The organism is Rhizobium pantanalense (assembly GCF_030182525.1).
Lineage (GTDB): Bacteria > Pseudomonadota > Alphaproteobacteria > Rhizobiales > Rhizobiaceae > Rhizobium.
Genome location: NZ_JAQJCH010000010.1, coordinates 209262 through 228805 on the forward strand (window position 1 = coordinate 209262; position 19544 = coordinate 228805).

At 59.8% G+C, this 19544-nt stretch carries 20 protein-coding genes and 1 pseudogene; 16 read left to right on the forward strand and 5 right to left on the reverse strand.

Annotated features, from left to right (window positions below; genetic code table 11):
• The first annotated feature begins 4 nt into the window (after positions 1–4).
• The 6 genes from PH558_RS24430 to PH558_RS24455 all read left to right on the forward strand — a co-directional run bounded on the left by PH558_RS24430 (position 5) and on the right by PH558_RS24455 (position 6538).
• Positions 5–835: an ABC transporter substrate-binding protein gene (locus PH558_RS24430; protein ID WP_095438069.1), complete on the forward strand. Its 831-nt coding sequence runs from the start codon at positions 5–7 to the stop codon at positions 833–835.
• Positions 836–963: 128 nt separating this feature from the next.
• The gene (locus tag PH558_RS24435; RefSeq protein WP_285207062.1) at positions 964–1836 is read left to right on the forward strand and encodes a polysaccharide deacetylase family protein; all 873 of its coding nucleotides are present in this window, start codon (positions 964–966) and stop codon (positions 1834–1836) included.
• Positions 1833–2732, forward strand: a complete 900-nt coding sequence (locus PH558_RS24440; protein WP_285207063.1) for a polysaccharide deacetylase family protein — start codon at positions 1833–1835, stop codon at positions 2730–2732. The genes PH558_RS24435 and PH558_RS24440 overlap by 4 nt, the downstream gene beginning before the upstream one ends.
• Positions 2722–4083 carry an MmgE/PrpD family protein gene (locus tag PH558_RS24445; protein WP_285207064.1) on the forward strand — a complete coding sequence of 454 codons (1362 nt, stop codon included), beginning with the start codon at positions 2722–2724 and terminating at the stop codon, positions 4081–4083. The genes PH558_RS24440 and PH558_RS24445 overlap by 11 nt, the downstream gene beginning before the upstream one ends.
• A gap of 47 nt (positions 4084–4130) precedes the next feature.
• Positions 4131–5519, forward strand: coding sequence for an argininosuccinate lyase (argH, locus tag PH558_RS24450; protein WP_285207065.1), 1389 nt, complete (start codon positions 4131–4133; stop codon positions 5517–5519).
• Between the two features lie 77 nt (positions 5520–5596).
• Complete coding sequence (locus PH558_RS24455; protein ID WP_095438064.1) at positions 5597–6538, forward strand: LysR substrate-binding domain-containing protein; 942 nt, start codon at positions 5597–5599, stop codon at positions 6536–6538.
• Between the two features lie 474 nt (positions 6539–7012).
• Here PH558_RS24455 and PH558_RS24460 read toward each other — a convergent pair.
• Positions 7013–7201 (reverse strand): annotated as a pseudogene (locus PH558_RS24460) (SDR family oxidoreductase); the annotation flags it as partial.
• 179 nt (positions 7202–7380) lie between these two features.
• Between PH558_RS24460 and PH558_RS24465 the strand changes: the two are divergent.
• From PH558_RS24465 to PH558_RS34275, 6 genes are read left to right on the forward strand one after another with little or no spacing between them, the layout of a single operon-like run.
• Positions 7381–8184, forward strand: coding sequence for a MetQ/NlpA family ABC transporter substrate-binding protein (locus tag PH558_RS24465; protein WP_095438063.1), 804 nt, complete (start codon positions 7381–7383; stop codon positions 8182–8184).
• A 56-nt stretch (positions 8185–8240) separates the two neighbouring features.
• Positions 8241–9323 (forward strand): methionine ABC transporter ATP-binding protein, encoded by a 1083-nt coding sequence (locus tag PH558_RS24470; protein WP_285207348.1) that lies wholly within the window; start codon positions 8241–8243, stop codon positions 9321–9323.
• Positions 9304–9957 carry a methionine ABC transporter permease gene (locus tag PH558_RS24475; protein WP_112342008.1) on the forward strand — a complete coding sequence of 218 codons (654 nt, stop codon included), beginning with the start codon at positions 9304–9306 and terminating at the stop codon, positions 9955–9957. Before PH558_RS24470 ends, PH558_RS24475 begins: the two co-directional genes overlap by 20 nt.
• Before the next feature lie 19 nt (positions 9958–9976).
• Positions 9977–11221: an SfnB family sulfur acquisition oxidoreductase gene (locus PH558_RS24480; RefSeq protein WP_285207066.1), complete on the forward strand. Its 1245-nt coding sequence runs from the start codon at positions 9977–9979 to the stop codon at positions 11219–11221.
• Positions 11222–11228: 7 nt separating this feature from the next.
• A complete protein-coding gene (locus tag PH558_RS24485; protein ID WP_095438059.1) occupies positions 11229–12458 on the forward strand; it encodes an SfnB family sulfur acquisition oxidoreductase in 1230 nt (409 codons plus the stop codon).
• Positions 12459–12489: 31 nt separating this feature from the next.
• Complete coding sequence (locus tag PH558_RS34275; protein ID WP_350223825.1) at positions 12490–12810, forward strand: LysR substrate-binding domain-containing protein; 321 nt, start codon at positions 12490–12492, stop codon at positions 12808–12810.
• A 48-nt stretch (positions 12811–12858) separates the two neighbouring features.
• Here the strand turns inward: PH558_RS34275 and PH558_RS24490 are convergent, their stop codons facing one another.
• From PH558_RS24490 to PH558_RS24500, 3 genes are all read right to left on the reverse strand, one after another.
• The gene (locus PH558_RS24490; protein WP_285207067.1) at positions 12859–13635 is read right to left on the reverse strand and encodes a molybdopterin-dependent oxidoreductase; all 777 of its coding nucleotides are present in this window, start codon (positions 13633–13635) and stop codon (positions 12859–12861) included.
• The gene (locus PH558_RS24495; protein ID WP_113408737.1) at positions 13632–14492 is read right to left on the reverse strand and encodes a cytochrome b/b6 domain-containing protein; all 861 of its coding nucleotides are present in this window, start codon (positions 14490–14492) and stop codon (positions 13632–13634) included. Before PH558_RS24495 ends, PH558_RS24490 begins: the two co-directional genes overlap by 4 nt.
• Before the next feature lie 128 nt (positions 14493–14620).
• Positions 14621–15232 carry a hypothetical protein gene (locus PH558_RS24500; RefSeq protein ID WP_015342254.1) on the reverse strand — a complete coding sequence of 204 codons (612 nt, stop codon included), beginning with the start codon at positions 15230–15232 and terminating at the stop codon, positions 14621–14623.
• Between the two features lie 260 nt (positions 15233–15492).
• Here PH558_RS24500 and PH558_RS24505 point away from each other — a divergent pair, with 260 nt between their 5' ends.
• From PH558_RS24505 to PH558_RS24515, 3 genes are all read left to right on the forward strand, one after another.
• Positions 15493–16050, forward strand: a complete 558-nt coding sequence (locus PH558_RS24505; RefSeq protein ID WP_095438055.1) for a sigma-70 family RNA polymerase sigma factor — start codon at positions 15493–15495, stop codon at positions 16048–16050.
• Entirely contained in the window at positions 16037–16678 is a 642-nt protein-coding gene (locus PH558_RS24510) for an NrsF family protein (protein ID WP_095438054.1), read from the forward strand. The genes PH558_RS24505 and PH558_RS24510 overlap by 14 nt, the downstream gene beginning before the upstream one ends.
• 169 nt (positions 16679–16847) lie before the next feature.
• Positions 16848–17828 (forward strand): SDR family oxidoreductase, encoded by a 981-nt coding sequence (locus PH558_RS24515; RefSeq protein WP_095438053.1) that lies wholly within the window; start codon positions 16848–16850, stop codon positions 17826–17828.
• Between the two features lie 264 nt (positions 17829–18092).
• Here the strand turns inward: PH558_RS24515 and PH558_RS24520 are convergent, their stop codons facing one another.
• Positions 18093–18806: an SDR family NAD(P)-dependent oxidoreductase gene (locus PH558_RS24520; RefSeq protein ID WP_113408739.1), complete on the reverse strand. Its 714-nt coding sequence runs from the start codon at positions 18804–18806 to the stop codon at positions 18093–18095.
• 162 nt (positions 18807–18968) lie between these two features.
• Between PH558_RS24520 and PH558_RS24525 the strand changes: the two genes are divergently transcribed.
• The gene (locus tag PH558_RS24525) at positions 18969–19349 is read left to right on the forward strand and encodes a winged helix-turn-helix transcriptional regulator (RefSeq protein WP_244575535.1); all 381 of its coding nucleotides are present in this window, start codon (positions 18969–18971) and stop codon (positions 19347–19349) included.
• Positions 19350–19544: the final 195 nt, after the last annotated feature.

The window sequence follows — 19544 nt, forward strand, 5'->3', positions numbered from 1 at the left end:
TTGCATGAAACTCATTCGCTTCGCCATTTCGGCGGCCCTGCTTTCGCTCGCGGCCACTGCCGCTTCCGCGGATTCGAGCTTGAACCTGCTGAAGGATGGCGAACTCCGCATCATGACCAATCCGATCTATCCGCCGATGGAGTTCGTCAATCCGGACACCGGCACGATCGACGGTTTCGATGTCGACCTGGCAAATGCGATCGCCAAGAAGCTCAACCTGACAACCGTGTTCGTAACCTCCGCCTTCCAGGAGCTGCAGAGCGGCCTGCAGACCGGCCGCGCCGACATGATCATCTCCGGCATGAGCGACAACGTGAAGCGCCAAGCCAGCATGGACTTCGTCGATTACATCACCAGCGGGCCGATCCTCTTCACCGTCAACGCCAATGCCGCGACCTACAAGCAGGCGACCGACCTTTGCGGCAAGACAGTAGCCGGAAGCCGCAGCACCTCCTTCGGTGATAACGTCAAGGCCTGGAGCGCCGAGAATTGCGAAGGCAAGGGCAAGCCCGCCATCAAGTTCGAAGGAACGGCGGATTCGAATGCGGCCCGTCTCGGCATGAAGCAGGGCCGTTATGACGCGGTCGTGCAGGGCATCGAAACGATCGCCTATCAGATGCGCATCGAGCCCAACACCTACACGCTCGTCGGCGAGCCGCTGCTCAGCAACGACACGTTCGGCATTGGCTTCAAGAAGGACCACACCGCGCTTCGCGATGCGGTTGCCGGTGCTCTCGACGCGCTGATCAAGGACGGCACCTATGATGAGATCCTCAAGAAGTGGGGTCTCGTCCACAATGCCGTTCCGAAGGCCGTGATCAACGGCGTCAAGTAAAGCTTGAAGAAGCGCCGCGGTAACAGCGGCGCTTCCCAATCCCTTCATGCAGTCATCAGCCGGGGTGTCTCAACGCCCGCGGAGGGATGGCTGCACCCTAAAACACCTTGAAACGCATGCTGAGCCCCATGACTGCGAAGAGTGCAATCAAATCGGCGAAACCAAGTCTGTGGCCGCAAGGCCGACAATCGGCGGTGGCGCTCGCCTTCGACGTCGATGGTCCGACGGGCGATGCGATGCTCGACGGTTCGCTGCTCTCCAATCCCCGTTATTTCACGCAAGGTTCCTATGGCCCGTGGCGGGCGCTGCCGCGGCTTCTCGATCTTCTTGCTGCCTATGGCCTCAAGGCGACCTTTTTCGTACCGACCTGGGTGGTCGAACATTGGCCGTCGCAATGCGAACGCATCCTTCGGAATGCCCATGAGATCGCCTATCACGGCCACTATCATGAGGTTTTCATCGACTGCAGCCGCCAGCAGCAGCTCGACATCATGGGGCGCTCTCGCGACATCTTCCAAAGCCGCATGGGCGTGACGCCGGTCGGCTTCCGCACGCCGTCCGGCGACTGGAGCGACGAGACTGCGCAATTGCTGCACGAGTTTGGCGTCATTTATTCAAGCTCCATGCGCGGCGACGACCGGCCTTATTTCCACGCGACATCTCGCGGACGCGGCCTGGTCGAGATTCCGGGTCGCTGGGATATCGATGATTACACCGCGCTTGCCTATAGCGAGGAGCCCGATTTTCCCATCGGTCTCGACCGTATCTCGGGCTACGCCGATGTTCAAAAGAACTGGTGCGCCGAATTCGAAGGCTATCACCGCGAAGGGCTCTGCTGGACGACGATCCTGCATCCGAAAGTCTGCGCCAAACCTGGTCGGCTTGCGATCCTCGAGGGCCTATTCAAGGCGATCACCAGCCATGGCGACAGTGTCTGGGCGACACACTGCGCGGAAATCGCAAAATGGTGGATCGCACAACATCCGGAGGACGCCGCATGACCGATACGGCTTCCAAAGGCTTCTGGCCGCAGGGCAAGACATGCGCGGCAATTGTCTCGGTGATCTTCAACGATGGGCTTGATGCAGTCGCGCAGGCGCCTGATCTCAAAGGGCGCAGCAAGAGCTTTTCGGTCTGGCAATATGGCGCCGCGCGCGGCGTCGAACGTCTCTGCAACGCCTTTGCCGATGCCGGCATATCCACCAGCTGGTTCGTGCCCGGCATCGTTGCAGAGAAACACGAACAGTTGCTGCGCGATATCGTGACACCACACCATCAGATCGAGAGCCACGGCTGGGATTTCGAGCGCTATGACGCCATGGATGCATCGGCCGCTGTGGACCTCCTCAAGCGCAGCCGTGACAGATTGAGCGCGATTGCATCGAACGAGGTTTCCGGCTTCCGGCTGCCGGCAGGCAACTGGCCACGTCACTTCGATCGCCTACTCGTTGAGGCCGGCTATTCCTGGTCGGCATCGTTGAATGGTGACGATGTGCCCTACAGCCATTCCTCGTCGCTGGTGGAGATCCCGGTTCACATCGAGTTGGAGGATCGGCCCTATTTCCAGTTCAATTTCACCCCGGCTTTTCCCAAGGGGCAAAGCCGCATTCCGTCCTATGAGGCGGTACTTGGCAACTGGATCGCCGAGTTCGATGCCTATCGCAAATACGGCCTTTGCTATGTCATCCAACTTCGCCCGGAATGGACAGGCACGCCTGGCCGGATAGCGCTGGTCGAAGCCTTGCTCGCCCATATCACAAGCTTCGATGACGTGTGGCTGGCGACGGCGGCGGATGTCGCGCGCTGGCATGCCGGCAAGGGCCTTGCCGCACCGGGCGATCACCCGATCAATGTCTACGAAGCCTATGTCGATGAGGAACAGGCCCGTGAGCGATAATCTGACACAGGCACTGGCGGAGCTTGTCTGCTTGACGAGCTATGAAGCTTTTCCGCCCGAGACCATCCACAAGGCGAAGCTTCATATTCTCGATACGCTCGGAGCTGCCATCGCCGGTTCGGCCTCCCGCGAAACCAATGCGGTCGTGGCGATGCTTGATATCAAGGCCCGCACCGGTCATGCCGCGATCTGGGGGCGACCGATCGCATCGGACGCAAGGACAGCCGCCTTCGTCAACGGCGTATCGGCCCATGCCTACGAGCTTGACGACAGCGGCGGTTGCGATCATTCCGGTGCTGTCGTCCTTCCGGCTGTGCTTGCCGCGCTTGGCGATCGAAGCCAGCCAGTGAGCGGCAGCGAGCTGCTGCGTAGCGTCCTGCTCGGCTATGAAGTCGGCCGGCGCGTATTGGAAGCCGTCGGCGGATATGAAGAGCACAACGGTCTCGGCTGGCATTCGACTGGGACCTGCGGGGCGTTCGGCGCTGCCGCTGCCGTCGGCAGCATGATGAACCTCGATATGAATGCAATGGCCTCCGCTCTCGGCTCTGCTTGCTCCTTTGCCGGTGGAACCTGGGCTTTCATCCACAATGGCAGCTCAACCAAGAAGCTTCATGCCGGCCGCGCCGCCGAAGGCGGCCTTATGTCCGCTTATCTCACACGGCAAGGGTTCGAAGGGCCTGATAGCGTCTTCGAGGCGGAGCGCTGGGGCAGCTTTTTTGCGACTTTCGGCGCCGGCAAGGGCGATCCGCAGGCGCTGATCCGCAACTTCGGACACAACTGGCGCCTGAACCGATGCTCGATCAAGCCGCACGCGACCTGCCGCGGGACGCACGCCGGCATCGATGCGCTTGACATCATGCTGCAGCGTCATGGTCTCGATCCCGCTGATATCGCCGCCATCGAGGTCGATATCAGCGGCTTCCAGCATGGCATGTGTGGCGGCAAGATCATCGAGTCGCGCGCACAGGCCCAGATGAGCTTGCCCTATGCCCTGGCGGCCCGGCTGCGTTACGGCAAGGTCTTTCTGGCCGAGCTTGAGGAGGCCGCGTGGTCGGCCGTGGAGATCGGCCCGTTGATGGATCGCATCACGGTGCGGATTGATCCCTCCATGAAAGACGAGGACGAGCCGGCGATCACCATCGTCACGACATCCGGCGAGCGGCATCGGCTTGTCGTTGAATTCCCCCTCGGAGGCCCGCAGAACCCGCTGAGTGATGAGCGACTGATCGGCAAATATACAGCCCTAGCCGGCATGGTGCTGCCGGCATCAAGGGTCGACGTTCTCAGCGACTTCGTTCTCGATCTCGAAAATCAGACCGATGCCCGCAGCCTGCTTGCGCTGCTTCAATAGAGAATACGCCCGGAGGAGGGCGGCATTTGTTCAAAAGGAAGACCGCGATGAGAAACCAGAAAGAAGCCACATGGTCGCCGCTGTTCAAGGAGGCCGTCTCCAGGGATTTTGAGAGCTTTCATGAGTGCCTTGACCAGGACAAGCGCATTGCCTTGCACGATGTCGCCGGATCGAAGGTCCACGCCGAGATGCTTGCTCGCGCCGGCATTCTGACCACTGACGAAAACGGTAAAATCCAGACTGGTCTTGACCAAGTGGCCGAAGAGATGCGCTCGGGTGCCTTCGAATGGAAAACCGAACTCGAAGACGTCCACACCAATGTCGAGGACCGGCTGATCGCGCTGATCGGTGACGCCGGGAAGAAGCTGCACACGGCAAGATCGCGCAACGATCAGGTGGCGACCGACATTCGTCTCTATGCCCGCGAGCAACTGGATCTTCTCGCCGACGATCTGAAGACGCTGATCGGCGCCTTTGTCGATCTCGCTGAGAAACATGCCGATGCGATCATGCCCGGCTTCACGCATTTGCAGGTGGCGCAGCCCGTCACCTTCGGCCATCATCTCATGGCCTATGCCGAAATGTTCCTGCGCGATCTCGACCGGGTCGGCGCGACGCGCGAACGGCTCAACATTTCGCCGCTGGGCGCGGCGGCGCTTGCAGGTACCGGCTATCCCATCGACCCTGAATACAGCGCCTCTAAGCTTGGCTTCTCCACGTCCTTCGCCAACTCGCTCGACGCCGTTTCCGATCGCGATTATGTCGTCGATGTCTGCAGTACTGGCTCGATCATCATGGGGCACCTGTCGCGTTTCAGCGAGGAAGTCATTCTCTGGTGCACGCCGATGTTCGATTTCATCGAGGTCGGCGATCAGTTCTGCACCGGCTCCTCGATCATGCCCCAGAAGCGCAATCCGGATCTGGCCGAGCTGGTGCGCGGCAAGGCCGCCCGCGTCATGGGCAATCTCACTTTCTCGACAGCTCTTATGAAAAGCCAGCCGCTTGCCTTCAACAAGGACCAGCAGGAATCGAAGCCGCCGCTGACCGATACGCTTGAGACCGTCCGGGCCGCCGTCAGCGTCACGGCGCAAATGATCCCGACCATCACGGTCAAGCATGCGAAGATGCTTGCGGCCGCCAATCAGGGTTATTCGACCGCAACCGACCTTGCCGATTATCTGGTCCGCGCCGGCGTGCCGTTCCGCGATGCGCACCATGCAGTCGCCGCGATCGTCGGTGCGGCCCGCGACAAGGCCCTTCCGACGCTCTCGGAGCTTTCCCTTGCCGAGATGCAGGCCTTTGCACCTGGTATTCGCGAGGATGTCTTCGAGGTGCTGACGGTTGAGGGATCGGTTGCCAGCCGCGATCATAAGGGCGGTACGGCGCCGCGAAGGGTCCGGCAAGCCATCGAGACAGTTCGTCGGGCGATCGCCTGAGCGCCGGTCGGTTGCCATTCCATCCACATGCTTTATTGCTTGCCGTTCGAGACAGCAGCAAAGAAGCCGGGTAGGGAATGGAGCCGAGGTTCGATCACAACAGGTTGCCGCCGCTGCAGACCCTGCAGACCTTTTCCGTTGTTGCGGAAACGGGCAGTTTCACAGCGGCGGCGGCAGAGCTCAACCTCAGTCAGAGCGCGATCAGCCGCCAGGTGCAGCAGCTCGAGCATTATTTCGGCTGCACCCTGTTCGAGCGCCATACCCGCAAGGTGGCGCTGACGGAGCGGGGCATGGCGCTAATTCCGATCGTCGACGGGCTGCTGGCGTCGCTGAAGACCTCGTTCGAGGCGACGCGAACGACGGCGCGGTCGCTGACTATCCGCATGCCGCCGACCTTCGCGCGCAAATGGTTCCTGCCGCGCCTGCCGGATCTCCACAGGCATCATGAAGACCTGAACATCAATATCGATACCGCCTGGTTTCTGAGGCCCACCTTTTCTGTCGGTGATATCGACATGTTGATCACCTACGGCAACGGTAACTGGCCCGGTATGGATGTGCTGCCGCTATTGCGGGAGCAGTTGACGCCGATGTGCTCGCCACAGTTCCTGTCCAAACTGGGCGATCCGCCCGCGGTCAAAAACTTACAGAACTGCGTTCTGCTGCATTCCAATCCGCGTCATAGCGACTGGACCCTTTGGCTGCAGGCCGAAGGCGTCTATTCGTTCCAGGCAGCCCGTCATCAAGTCTTCGATACGCAGGATTTCGCGATGACCGCCGCTGCGAGCGGCTATGGCGTGACGATGGGCGATCTCGCCTTTTCGCGCCAGGATCTGGAAAGCGGCGAGCTGGTCGCTCCATTCGAACGGATCATCGACAGCGGCTACGGCTACTACGCACTCTGGCCGGCCCGCGCTGAAGCGCGCCAGAAAGTGCGCGCCTTTTCGGATTGGCTGGGGCACAGCTGCAGCGCGAGCTTGGACGGCTTTGGCGGAGATCGAGCCGAGACGTCATCGTAGCATTCCTCCGGCAAAATCAGCCATTTTTCGCCAGCACCTTCATCCCGATCTCAACCGATAGCCGGCACGGTCGAGTTTCGGCGTCATGTCTGCCATGCGGCATGCACCTTCAGCAGCCGCGGATGCTGCCTGCTTTCAAGACCCAATCGCAGGTAGCAAGAGTTTCGAGCGGGCCTTGGCGATCTTGGCAGCGGTCGAAGCCTCTGAAGCCGCTGTCACGCAATACGCCTAGGAGCCGACCGGGCGCCTCAAAATCACAACTGGCGCGGAAAGCGGCGGCTACAAGCTCTGATCGGTTGGGTAAATTGGAAATGCGAAGTAACGTATTCGTCAGCGGCTCGCGCACCATTCGTCAAACTTTATGTTGTTCGTCCAGGTGCTACAGGCAGCGCTTAGAGGATCACCGATGCGAATCCCGTCAATAGCACCTATTGCCCATGCTCATGGGCTCGGCCCGTGAGCATGGCTTGAGGATTACCCAAAACGGATGAATGATCCTGCCGTGGCGCTGAAGCGGACCACGCCGCCGTCCACGCGCAAAGCCGAGCCGGTTGTCGCGGAAGCCTGCTCCGAACATATGTAGACGATCATGTTGGCGACTTCCTCGCCCTGGCTCGGCCCGCTCCTGGCTGCGGCAATCCTGCGCCACGCCGACGCTGGTCGAGCTGGTCATGGCGAGGCCACTTGTCTCGGCCGGCATGGTGGCGGGGTAGCCGCTTCGTCTTCTGGTTCAATTGCTGTGCCGCAAAATTATTCCCTAACCGCCGTCCCTGTCGGTAAAATCTGCTTTGTCTACGGCTTTCATGGACAATAGCCTCGTGCCGGATCAACAGGGGACGTCCATGAGAAAGTACATTGCAGGAATCGTCGCGCTCGCGGCATTGACATTGGCGGGCAGCGTTAGCGCCGAAACGATCAAGGTGGGCGTCGTCCCAGGAGTGTATGCCGACTCCATTGAGGCACTGGTTCCTGAAGCGAAGGCGAAGGGGCTCGACATCCAGGTTGTCGAATTCACCGACTGGACGACGCCGAACATAGCCCTGCAGTCGGGCGATATCGACGTGAATTATTTCCAACATCGGCCGTTCCTGGACAACGCCATCAAGGAGCGTGGATACGACTTCAAGAGCGCCGGCATCGGCGTGCTTGCAAATATCGGCCTTTACTCCCTCAAGCATAAGAGCTTCGACGAGATCCCGGACAAAGGCACCGTTGCGATCGCCAACGATCCCGTGAACCAGGGACGTGGACTTCTCCTCCTGCAGAAGGCAGGCCTTCTGAAGCTTAAGGACGGCGTCGGATTCAAGGGGACGCTTGACGACGTCACCGACAATCCGAAACACCTCACGTTCAAAGAGGTCGAAGGGCCGCAGCTCTCCCGCGTGACCGCAGACGTCGATCTCGCGCAGGGCTATCCGCACTTCATCGTCGCGTCTAAGGCGTTCAATCCGAGCTCGGGATTGCTCTATTCCGGCGTTGACGACAAGCAGTTCGCAATCGTCTTCGCAGTGCAGTCGGCGAAGGTCGACGATGCCGGCATCAAGGAATTAGTCGATCTCTATCAGAAATCGGACGCCGTGAAGGGCGCCATCGACAAGGCGTTCGCCTCGGACCCCAAGCTCTATACGCTGCCATGGGTACATTGAACGCAACGGCACGACGCTTGTCAGAAGCGGAAGGCGAGAAGCCGGACGCTCCGGCAATAGCAACAGTCCCGGTGGAGCGAGTTCTTCCGGGACAAAATGTCGGCACCGTCTCGTTTACTGATGTCGAGAAGCGCTACAAGTCGTCGGCAGGCGAGGTGCACGCGCTTCGCGGCATTTCCGTCGACGTGCCTGCCGGATCGATCTACGGCATCATCGGTCGGAGCGGCGCAGGCAAATCGAGCCTTCTTCGCACGATCAACCGTCTGGAACGGCCGACCGGCGGACGCGTGACGGTGGATGGCGTCGATGTCTCGTCGCTCGACGAAAACGGGCTTGTTGGGCTTCGCCGCAGGATCGGAATGATCTTCCAGCATTTCAATCTCCTGTCGTCGAAGTCCGTCTGGGGCAATGTCGCGTTCCCGCTGGTCGTTGCGGGCGTTCCGAAGCGCCAAATCGAGGAGAGGGTCGCGGAGGTTCTGTCGCTCGTCGGGCTTGAGGGCAAGGAAAAGACCTACCCATCACGGCTGTCGGGCGGACAGAAGCAGCGCGTTGGCATCGCGAGGGCACTGGTTCACCGGCCGGAAATCCTGCTCTGCGACGAGGCCACGTCCGCACTCGATCCGGAAACGACTCTTTCGATACTTGCGCTTCTCAAGGACATCAACCGCCGGCTCAATCTGACGATCATTCTCATCACGCATGAGATGAGCGTCATCCGTGAGATCTGTGACCAGGTTCTGGTTCTCGAGGAGGGAAGTGTTGCCGAAGCCGGTCCTGTCTGGCAAGTCTTCGGAAATCCGACCCATCCGGCAACACGGGCATTGCTTCAACCATTGAACCGCGACATCCCCGAAGATGTCCAAAGTCGACTTCGTGCTCAGTCGGATCGGGAGGCGCGGCGGACGATCATGGAACTGTCTTATACTGGACAGGGCGGCTTGGAGCCAGACGTGGCCGCGATCGCGAATGCTCTGGGTGCGTCAACGCGGGTCCTGCAGAGTGCGCTCGACCGCATTCAGGGACATGTGAATGGTCGCCTGCTCATTTCCGTCAAGGGGGTGACAACGGCGGTGCCGAAGGATCTGGAAAATCTCGCTCATCAAGTCAGGATATTAGGCTATGTCGGCGATGATGTATGAACGCCTGTGGCAGGCGTTACTCGACACGATTGTGATGGTCGGTGTCTCCTCGCTGATCGCATTTGCGGCAGGCATTCCGCTTGCCGTGTTTCTGGTGCTTGCCCAGCCCGGCGGGCTGATCGAGGCTCCGAAAACGCAGCGTGTGCTGGCGGCAATCATCAACGGCTTTCGCGCCACGCCGTTCATCGTGCTGCTCGTCGCGCTGCTGCCGCTCACCCGGCTGATTACGGGGACGACCATCGGGGTCTGGGCGGCCGCGGTGCCCTTATCCATCAGTGCGACCCCATTCTTTGCCAGGATCGCCGAGGTCAGCCTTCGCGAAGTCGATCCCGGCCTCATCGAAGCGGCCCAGGCGATCGGGTGTCGGCGGTGGCACATCGTCCGGCATGTGCTGATTCCCGAAGCGCTGCCCAGCATCATCGGCGGTTTTACGATCACGCTCGTCAGCGTCATTGGCGCCTCGGCCATGGCGGGCGCGGTCGGCGCGGGTGGGTTGGGGGACATGGCCATCCGCTATGGCTACCAACGCTTCGACACGACCGTCATGGCGGCCGTGATCGTCGTGCTGATCGCGTTGGTCTGCCTGGTGCAATTTGCCGGTGACAGCGCTGTCCGCTATCTGCGCGCCCGATGATGTGAAAGTTCGATACGATATGATTGACCAGAGTTCGCATGCTTCCGACGTAGACGGACGTCGTCCATCGCCGCCCGCGCGGCCACATCTCATCAGGGACGATCAGGAGGCCTTGGACGTCGCCGCGCGTTTGGCGGAGCGCTTCGTGGTCGGCGCCTCCGAGCGTGATGCCAAGAGGCTTCTGCCTTGGGCCGAGATCGACGAGTACACGGCGAGCGGCTTGGGTGGGGTCACCATCCCGAAGGCGTTCGGCGGGGCCGACGTGTCGAACGTCACACTTGCGAAGGTGTTCGAGATCCTCTGTCGCGCCGATCCTGCCCTCGGCCAGATCCCGCAGAACCAGTTCGGCGTGCTCGCACTGCTGAAGGACGTGGGCTCCGACGCACAGAAGGCTCGAATCTTTGGCGACGTCCTCAACAAAGGATTCCGCATCGGAAATGCGGGGCCGGAGAAGAAGACGAAGTCGGTGGCCGTCAGCACGACATTGCTGCGGTCGACGCCAGACGGCCTTCGACTGACCGGCCGTCGCTTTTATTCGACAGGGGCGATCTTCGCTCACTGGATACCCACGAGGGCGGTCGACGAAGAAGGACGAGCCGTCCAGGTCTGGGCCGCCTACGATGCGCCGGGAGTGACCGTCATCGACGACTGGTCGTCGTTCGGGCAGCGCACGACGGCCAGTGGCTCCGTCAAATTCGCAGACGTCCCGATCGATCCAGAACTCGTCTTCCCCGTCTGGTCCTATGCCGATCGTCCTGGGCTTGCCGGACCGATCTCACAGCTCGTGCAGGCTTCCATCGATTCGGGAATTGCAGCGGCGGCCGTCGGCGATGCCGTTGCCTTCGTGCGTGATCGCGCAAGACCATGGGTCGACTCCGGCGTCTCCTCGGCAATCGACGATCCGACCATCATTCACTCGGTCGGCAGTCTCTACACGGACCTCCACGCGGCGCAGGCGGTCCTTTACGAGGCTGCTGAGACGATCGACCGTATTGCAAGAGACAAAGTCACGGACGCCTTGAGCGCTATAGCGTCCGTTGCGGTCGCCGAGGCGAAGATCCTCACCACAGAGATCGCGCTCGCCGCGACCGAGCAGCTTTTCGATCTCGCGGGCTCGTCGGCGACACGGGAGGCACATAATCTCGGTCGTCACTGGCGAAACGCCCGTGTCCATACGCTCCACGATCCCGTCCGATGGAAATACCACCTTATCGGCAAGTACGAGCTGACCGGCGCTTACCCCGCCAGACACCAGTGGAATTGAGGCGCCGATGACGAACGCAACACCGGTATCTTCCGTAGCGCCCAGCTCACGCCACCCTGCGTCCATTGCCGGTGATGACCAGGCGATCGAAGTGGCAACCCGGCTTGCTGACGAGTTCGCGGCCGGCGCGTCGGATCGCGACCGCGACCGGTTGCTGCCATGGAGCGAGCTGGAGGCGTTCACCGCCAGCGGTCTCTGGGGTATCACCGTGCCCCGGGCTTATGGCGGGCCGGGCGTCAGCAATCGGATCCTCGCACAGGTCATCGCGATCATCGGCGCGGCCGATGGCTCGCTCTCGCAGATCCCGCAGAACCATTACTACGCGCTCGAGGTGCTTCGGGTCGGCGGCAGCGAGGAGCAGAAGCGCTTCTTCTATGACCGTGTTCTTGCAGGAGACCGATTCGGCAACGCTCTTGCGGAAGTCGGACAGCGCGACTTCACGCGCCGCACAAGACTGGTACGTGACGGCAGCGGCGCCTTGGTCGAGGGGCGCAAGTTCTACTGCACGGGTGCACTCTATGCGCACTGGATTCCGACTCTTGCCGTTACGGATGAAGACGGAAAGCGGACGAGCTATCTGGTCTTCATTCCTCGGAACGCGCCAGGCGTCACCATCACCGACGACTGGGACGGCTTCGGCCAGCGCGTCACCGGCAGCGGTTCGGTGGAGTTCGAGCATGTGCAGGTCGAACCTGAGTGGATCGTCCCGTTCCAGGCGTCGTTCGACCGACCGACGACGATCGGTCCGCAGGCACAGCTCATGCATGCCGCGATTGATCTCGGGATCGGGCAAGGCGCCTATCGCGAGATGCTCCGGTTCATCGAGGAGCGGTCGCGCCCGTGGATCGACGCCAAGGTCGAGCGCGCCGTCGACGACCCGCTGACGCTCTACGGCGTCGGCGAAGTCAAGTTGCGGCTTCGTGCTGCCGAGGCCCTGCTTGGGCGGGCTGCGGCACTCGTCGACGCCGCGCAACTCGATATGACGGAAGAGACTGTCGCGGCAGCATCGATCGCGGTCGCGGAGGCGAAAATCCTGTCGACGAAGGCGGGACTGCTGGCCGGGACCAAGCTGTTCGAACTCTCGGGCACATCGTCCACTCTCTCGGAAGACAACCTCGATCGATACTGGCGCAACGTGCGAACCCACACCCTGCACGACCCGGTTCGCTGGAAGTATCAGGCGATCGGAAACTACTATCTGGGCGGAAAGCTACCGCCGCGCCACGGCGCAATTTGAAATGGACTGAGACGGAGAGGCACCTTGCCTGATCGTCGCTCGAGCTGAGCGGCCCGGTATTCTCAAGGCTCTCGTTCGCGCCGGCCTCGGTATCACTTTCCTCTCGCTGCTTGGCGTGGAAAAGGAGGTCTCCGAAGGCAAGCTCGCGTGGATACCACTTGGCCCAGGCATCATGGAGCCCGCGCAGATTTCGCTCTTGACACCACGTAGCCGTGTGCAGCCCGTCTATACGATGGAATTCATAGAAATCGTGAAGAGCGAGCTGAGCGAGCATTTGCGCGTCAATCGTCAAGGTTCAGGACCTTGCACGCGTGAAATCTTTGCGTGCCTGAGGTACGGCCTATGCCACTGATATCGTGTACGATTGCCGCGCCTGATTATTGACGTCTGCCGCGACATCTCAGATACCGGCATACCATTCGTAGCCGCGATCTTCCCAGAACCCGCCGTTACCACCCCAGAGATCATCGAACCGGTCACGGATTTCGATGCGCATGACGTATTTGGCATGTTTGTAGCCAAGATGACGTTCGACGCGCAGGCGCAGGGGAGCGCCGTGTTCGACTTCCAGATCCTTCCCGTTAAGCGAATAGGCGAGGATTGTCTGCGGATGAAAGGCGTCGATCAGGTCGATACTCTCGTAATAGCGGCCGCTGCCGTCGAGCGTCTGTTCCAACTCGTCGGCACAATAGAAGACGGCGTAACGGGCACCTGGCTTCAAACCGGCAGTCTGCAGGATCAATCCGAGAGGAACGCCCTGCCATTTACCGATGGCGCTCCAACCTTCGACGCAGTCGTGGCGGGTGATCTGGGTGCGAGAAGGCAGCTTCTTCAGATCAGTCAACGAAAATTCCATCGGCCTATTGACCATGCCGTCGATCTTGAGCCGCCACTCGGCAAATTGGGTTTCGACCATCCGGACATATTCAGCGCTGTTGGGCTGAGTTGATCCATTCGGATGAAAGCTCGGTGAAATGTCCGCGTCGGTATATTCTCGGGCAAGCGTTTGCGGAGAGACGATGAGCCGCTGTGTTCCCAGGGTCAGCCGCTCAGCCAGAGCGAGCACCTTCTGCACATGCTGGCTCTGAGAAATGTCATCGCATCCGCTCAGGCCCACGGCGCCCAGACTGGCGGCCGAGCCGATGAGAAAACGGCGGCGGGTGAAGATGGAGCTCATCGGTCGGTCTCCTCGTTGATGATCGCGTAGCGGCCGGTCACCATCGAACGCATGTTGTTCCAAAGGCCGGAGAGAATGACCATCGCGATATGCACGACGACGAAGGCCACCAGGCTCCAGGCGGTGATGAAATGAATGGAGCGGGCCGTTTGGCGACCACCGAAAATATCGAGCAGGAAGGGGTAACCGGCGTCTATCGCGGGTGACATGGTCAATCCCGAACCGATCATCAGCGGCAGCAGGATGAAGATTACGATGAGATAGGTCAGCTTCTGCAATGCATTGTAGCGCCGCGCCTTTTCGCCTTGCGGGAAGCGTAGCCGGGCGTGGTCCTTGATTTCATGCCATATATTTCTGGGCGCGATATCTTGAGCCGTCGGCGCGAGATCGCGGCGGAAATGACCGCCGATCAGGCCATAGGCCACGTAAACGAGCCCATTGATGACAAACAGCCAGGCGAAGAAGAAATGCCAGCGTCGGCCAGCTGCAAGATCCTGGTAGCTCGGTATCGTCGCCCAAGCCGGAAATGCGCGCGGCATCATTTCGCCGTCGGCCGTGGAGGCACCGAGTATGCCGGTTGTGGTGATCGACAGACGGCCGATGCGCACTATTCCGGTGGTGTTGTCGCCATCCTGATTGCTGGCGATTTCGAACCACGACGGATCTTCAACCGCTCCGTAGTTTCCCCAATGCAATTGTGGATCGGCATTGAAGATCTGCATGCCACTCATCAGCAGCAAGGTCAGACACAGCACATTGATCCAGTGCGTTATCCGCGTAAGAGCCGAATGACGGCGAATGAAGATCTTGGCCGGGGGCGGTGGCGGCGCGGTGCCGATCTGCTCGATGCTTGTCATGGACAATTCTCCTGACGTGCCGCCGGACGGCGGTGTCCGAAATCATATGCTGCGACGCTATCGCCGCTCATTGAGCTGCCCGGATGCGATCGGCAACCGGGCAGCCCCGTGATGGCGGCATCGATGCGTCACATTGGCGGGATGACGCCGTTTATGCCGACCACGACACGGTCGGATTCAACCGTATTGTCTCCATCGGTCGTGCCGTTGATGATGACTCCTGCGCCGGGCTTGATGTCGTCCTTCGTCGCCTTGCCGAAGGTGACGACCGGCGTGCCTGGCGGGATCGAGATCTTCTTCTCGCCGCCCTTATAGGTGAGCGACAGGGTGGGGCCGTTGACCGAGGTAACGGCGCTGGCAACCGTCGCATTGGTCATCGAGCTCTTCGGCTTCAGATCCCAGCCGTAATCGCCCTCGCCGGTGCCCTTCATCGCGGCCGGGAAGATCAGCACCTCGAGCGCTCCGTTGATGCCGCTGTCGGTCGGAACGGACGCGATGCCGACGAAATCCCCAGGCTTGATGTCTGTCACGGAGGCGTTGACGATGCCGTTGACGGCCCAGCCGGATTTCAGCTTGATCGTCACGTCCTTGCCTTCGCGCGATTTGACCATCAGCGTATCGCCGCTGAGGCTTTCCACGACGCCGCGAACGCGCGCCTTATCGGCAGCCTGTGCGGATAGTGTGGTCGCGGCACCAAGCGCCAGCACCATACCCATGATCTTCAACTTCGTGAGCGACATTCTGCTCTCCATATCTTGCATCTTTTCGATATGATGCCCATCCGGCTATCTGGAGCGGGTAGGGCGATCGCTTTGGAAAGGAGGCGAGGCGGCTATGGCATCCTACCAGCGACAACCGATCGTCCCTCAATTCCGCCCCCTCATTCGGCGCTTGTGCGAATGCGTTACAGCGATCACGCCGTTGTGATCGCAAGAAGGGCGACAAAAAATCCGGCTCAGGGTGTAACAAATAGCGCCGATCAACGAATGACTGCACGCGAATGACGAAATCGGTATCGGAACAGGTCCTGAAAGGCTTGATGCTTCTCTCGCTTGACGGCGATGAGGCTGCGTACAGGCGCTTGCTCGTCATTTTGCGAGATCTGCTTCTGGCATTTTATCGAAGGAGACTTGGATCGAACGCAGACCGTGACGCCGAGGATCTGGTCCAGGAGGTGCTTTTGGCGGTGCATAGCCGGCGCATTACCTATGATCGGGAGCGGCCGTTCACCGCGTGGTTTTTCCAAATCGCGAAATACAAGCTGATCGACCACTTCAGGGTAAATGGCAGCAGAAGAGGCGTAGAAATTGTTTTGGGAGACGAGGTCGCGGCTGAATTTCGAGAGGAGACACTCTTTGCTCACCTCGATATCGACCGTCTTCTCGACCAATTGCCTGCCAAACAGCGGGAGCTTCTGCGGCAGGTAAAGATTGCCGGAAAAACCACTGCTGAAGCTGCGAGCGAGAGCGGCCAGTCGGAAGCAATGGTTCGCGTCAGCATTCACCGAGGGATGCGCGCGATTGGACGCAAGCTGGGTTTTGCCAATGACGAAAAATGATGAATTCATCGAGGCTTTGGTAAGCGATCTCACTCCGGTTCGCCATCATGCGCTGCGAGTGAGGCTTGCGCTTACAATCATTGTCGGCGTGATCGGCGCGGCCATCGCACTGCTGATATCGCTCAGCTTTCGCCCGCATCTGCACCACGTGACGGTGGCAGCGTTTTGGGTGAAGTTTTTATATACTGCCGTACTAATGAGCGCGACGATCGTGGCCCTTGAACGAGTTGCGCGCCCAGAGGGTTCGATTGGGAGTATGGTTCGGGTTCCGGTCGTGGCATTCAGCATCGTCGCGCTTCTGGCCATCGCTCAACTCGGGCTGTCGCCGGCTTCATCCTATCCGGGTTTGATCATCGGATATTCGGCGTCCTTTTGCCCTTTCCTGATCGTGGCTTTCGGCATTCCTGCTTTCTGCGCCAACATGTGGTTTCTCAGACGTGCAGCCCCCACGCGTCCGGCACTCGCCGGTTTCGTTGCAGGCGCTTGCGCCGGGGGCGTCGGCGGCTGGGTCTACTCCTGGGCCTGCGTCGAAAACGGTATCCCATTCATCGCGATATGGTACACGCTCGGCATCTTGCTCAGCGGGCTGGTCGGAAGCCTGGTCGGCAAATTCAGTCTGCGCTGGTAGCGTCGTTTTGACCTGCCGAGGCGCTGCAGGCATGCTGCCGATCTGAAGCCTTTCCCAATTTTTTAATGGTGATGGTCGTCATGAGGATGATCGGCCGGAGACGATCGGGCATTTTCGCGGTATGAATGGTAGTCATTAATCCTACCAATCAGACGCTGAGGTTCTTTACATGGCTTTGAACGTGCTTTTCATTGGCGGTACCGGCCAAATCTCATATCCCTGCGTCGAGCGTGCTGTTGGCCAGGGACATCGTGTCAGCGTCTACAACCGCGGCCTGAGGGGCGACCCGTTGCCTGCTGGCGTGACTTCGATCACCGGCGAACTTGGATCGGCTGCCTATGCTGATCTGGCCAGAGCCAACTATGACGTCATATGCCAGTTTATCGCTTTCACGCCGGATCAGATCGCGCGAGACATCGAGGTGTTTGCGGGCAATTGCGGCCAGTACATTTTCATCTCTTCGGCCTCCGTCTACGAGAAGCCGGCACGCCACTATGTCATCACCGAAAGAACGCCGGCCATCAATCCCTACTGGCCCTACAGCCAGGCCAAGATCGCCTGCGAGGAGCTGCTGATGGCGTCAAAGGGGTTGGCCTGGACGATCGTCCGCCCCAGTCACACCGTGCGTACGGGCCTGCCGATCATGATGGGCGACAGCGATATAATGGCGAGGCGCATGCTGGATGGCGAGCCCACGATCGTCGCGGGTGATGGCCACACACCGTGGACATTGACGCGCTCGGTCGATTTCGCAGTGCCTTTCGTCGGGCTTTTCGGCAAGCAGGCAGCCCTGAGTGAAATCTTCCACATCACCTCCGATCGCGCCCATATATGGGATGATATTCAGAAGGCGATCGCCAGATTGCTGGGTGTCGAGGCGAAAATCGTCCACGTGCCGACGGACACGCTGATCAAGTATAATCCGGATTGGGTGGGCCCCTTGGTCGGCGACAAGGCCTGGACCGCGATCTTCGACAATTCGAAGGTCAAGCGCGTTGCCGGTGACTTCAGCTGCGCCGAGAACCTGGAAGAAATCCTCGCCGAACCGATCATGCATTTGAAGCATCGCCTCTCCCAAAATCGTCCCCCAAAGGGTGAGCTCGATGCCCTGATCGACAGGATTTGCGCAGCGCAAAGCGCTTTGGGATAGGATAGGCATCTCTAGAGCGAGGCTTAGCGTATTGCCGGTTGATTACCAGCTGAAAATGACCCAGCTGCACATTTTACGATCACCTGCTGCGCTCCCAACTTTTTGAAAGAGTTGGCTTTGTTTGCTTCTGTAAGATCGGAGTGAAGTGTCAGACTGGGTCGACTCGAGGCGATAATCAACACTGAGCCGAAACTCGGATTGACCGGCGGCGGGCGGCTTTGTAGATCCTGCCTTCAGGAAAGGGCAGGCTTGGACCCCGGACAGTCAAACCTGGGTAGCTCCGCCGTCCACGCACAGTTCCGCGCCGGTCGTGAAGCTGCTTTCGCTGCTTGCGAGGAAGAGCGCCGCCGACGCCACTTCATCCGGTCTGCCGAGACGGCCTAGCGGGATCATCCCGGTAAGTGCTGCACGAACTTCGTCTGTAGTCGCCGCCATCATGGCCGTGTCCGTAGGTCCAGGGCTGACGACGTTGACGCGGATCCCTCTGGGGGCAAGTTCGTTTGCCCAGGTTCGGGTGAACGATCGAACCGCCGACTTGCTCGCGCTGTAGACACCGTATCCTTTCGGACCGATCACATCGGCTATGGACCCGATCAACACGATCGAACCGTTATCAGGGATGAGTTCCAAGGCGTTCTGTGCGGCAAAGAGGAGGGAGCGAACGTTTAGGTCGAATATGCGATCGTATAGATCTTCGGAGATGCCGCCGAGCTCTGCGTATTCCGACATGCCCGCGTTCAAGACCAAGACGTCAATTCCGCCGCGTTCCTCGCGAACCCGGTCGTATAGCTGCTTCACATCGGAGGCGAGGCCGGCGTCTGCAACGACCGGGATTATCCGGCCTTGGTCAGGGGACACGAATGGTTTACGGCTGGTCGCGTAGACAATTGACCCTTCGGCCGCAAAGCGAGCCGCGATCGCGGCTCCGATACCGCTTCCGCCACCAATAACCACTGAAATCTTGTCTTCGAGTTTCATCGTGAACTCCTTGCGATTGAACACGAGGAGTCAGATATAGTTCCTATATCTAGTGCGAAATACGCACCATGTGTAAATCAGATATAGGAAAGTATATCAGTGCCAAGTTCTATCGACACGAGAACTGCAACCGCTGTACGAGCCCAAAAGTCGACAAAGAAGCTGATCGATGAGGCATTGATCGATGCAAAAAGGGCGAGGCCGGTGCTTGAGCAAGTCGCAAATAAGTGGTCGCTCCTGATCCTAAGCGTACTCTGCACGAAACCGTCACGCTTCAACGAGATCATGCGTCGTCTCGACGGCATAACGCACAAGGCCCTCGCGGATGCGCTCAAGCGTCTCGAGAGAAACGGACTCGTTCGAAGGCATGTTTTGCCGACAGCCCCGGTGGGCGTCGAGTACTCCATCACGCCGATGGCCGAGTCTCTTCGCGAGCCCTTCGCGGCGCTCTACCAGTGGGCGATGACAAACGGAGCGGCCATGGAACAGTCTCAAGAGGAGTATGACCGCAAGAGCTTGACTTCAATCGGGGAAACGTCCTGATGAAGCTGCACGTGCCGACGCTCTCGACACTGTCTGGCATGTTCGATGCGCATCATCTTCAGTTTGCCAGCAAGCCATCCTAAAAAGATGCAGAAGATGATCGTGGCGAGCGCGTGCGCGATCGTGACGATAATGTCCCGCATCAGCCCTGCTCCTGTTCGGGCGACACTTTGCCCTTGAAGACGAAGTAGATAG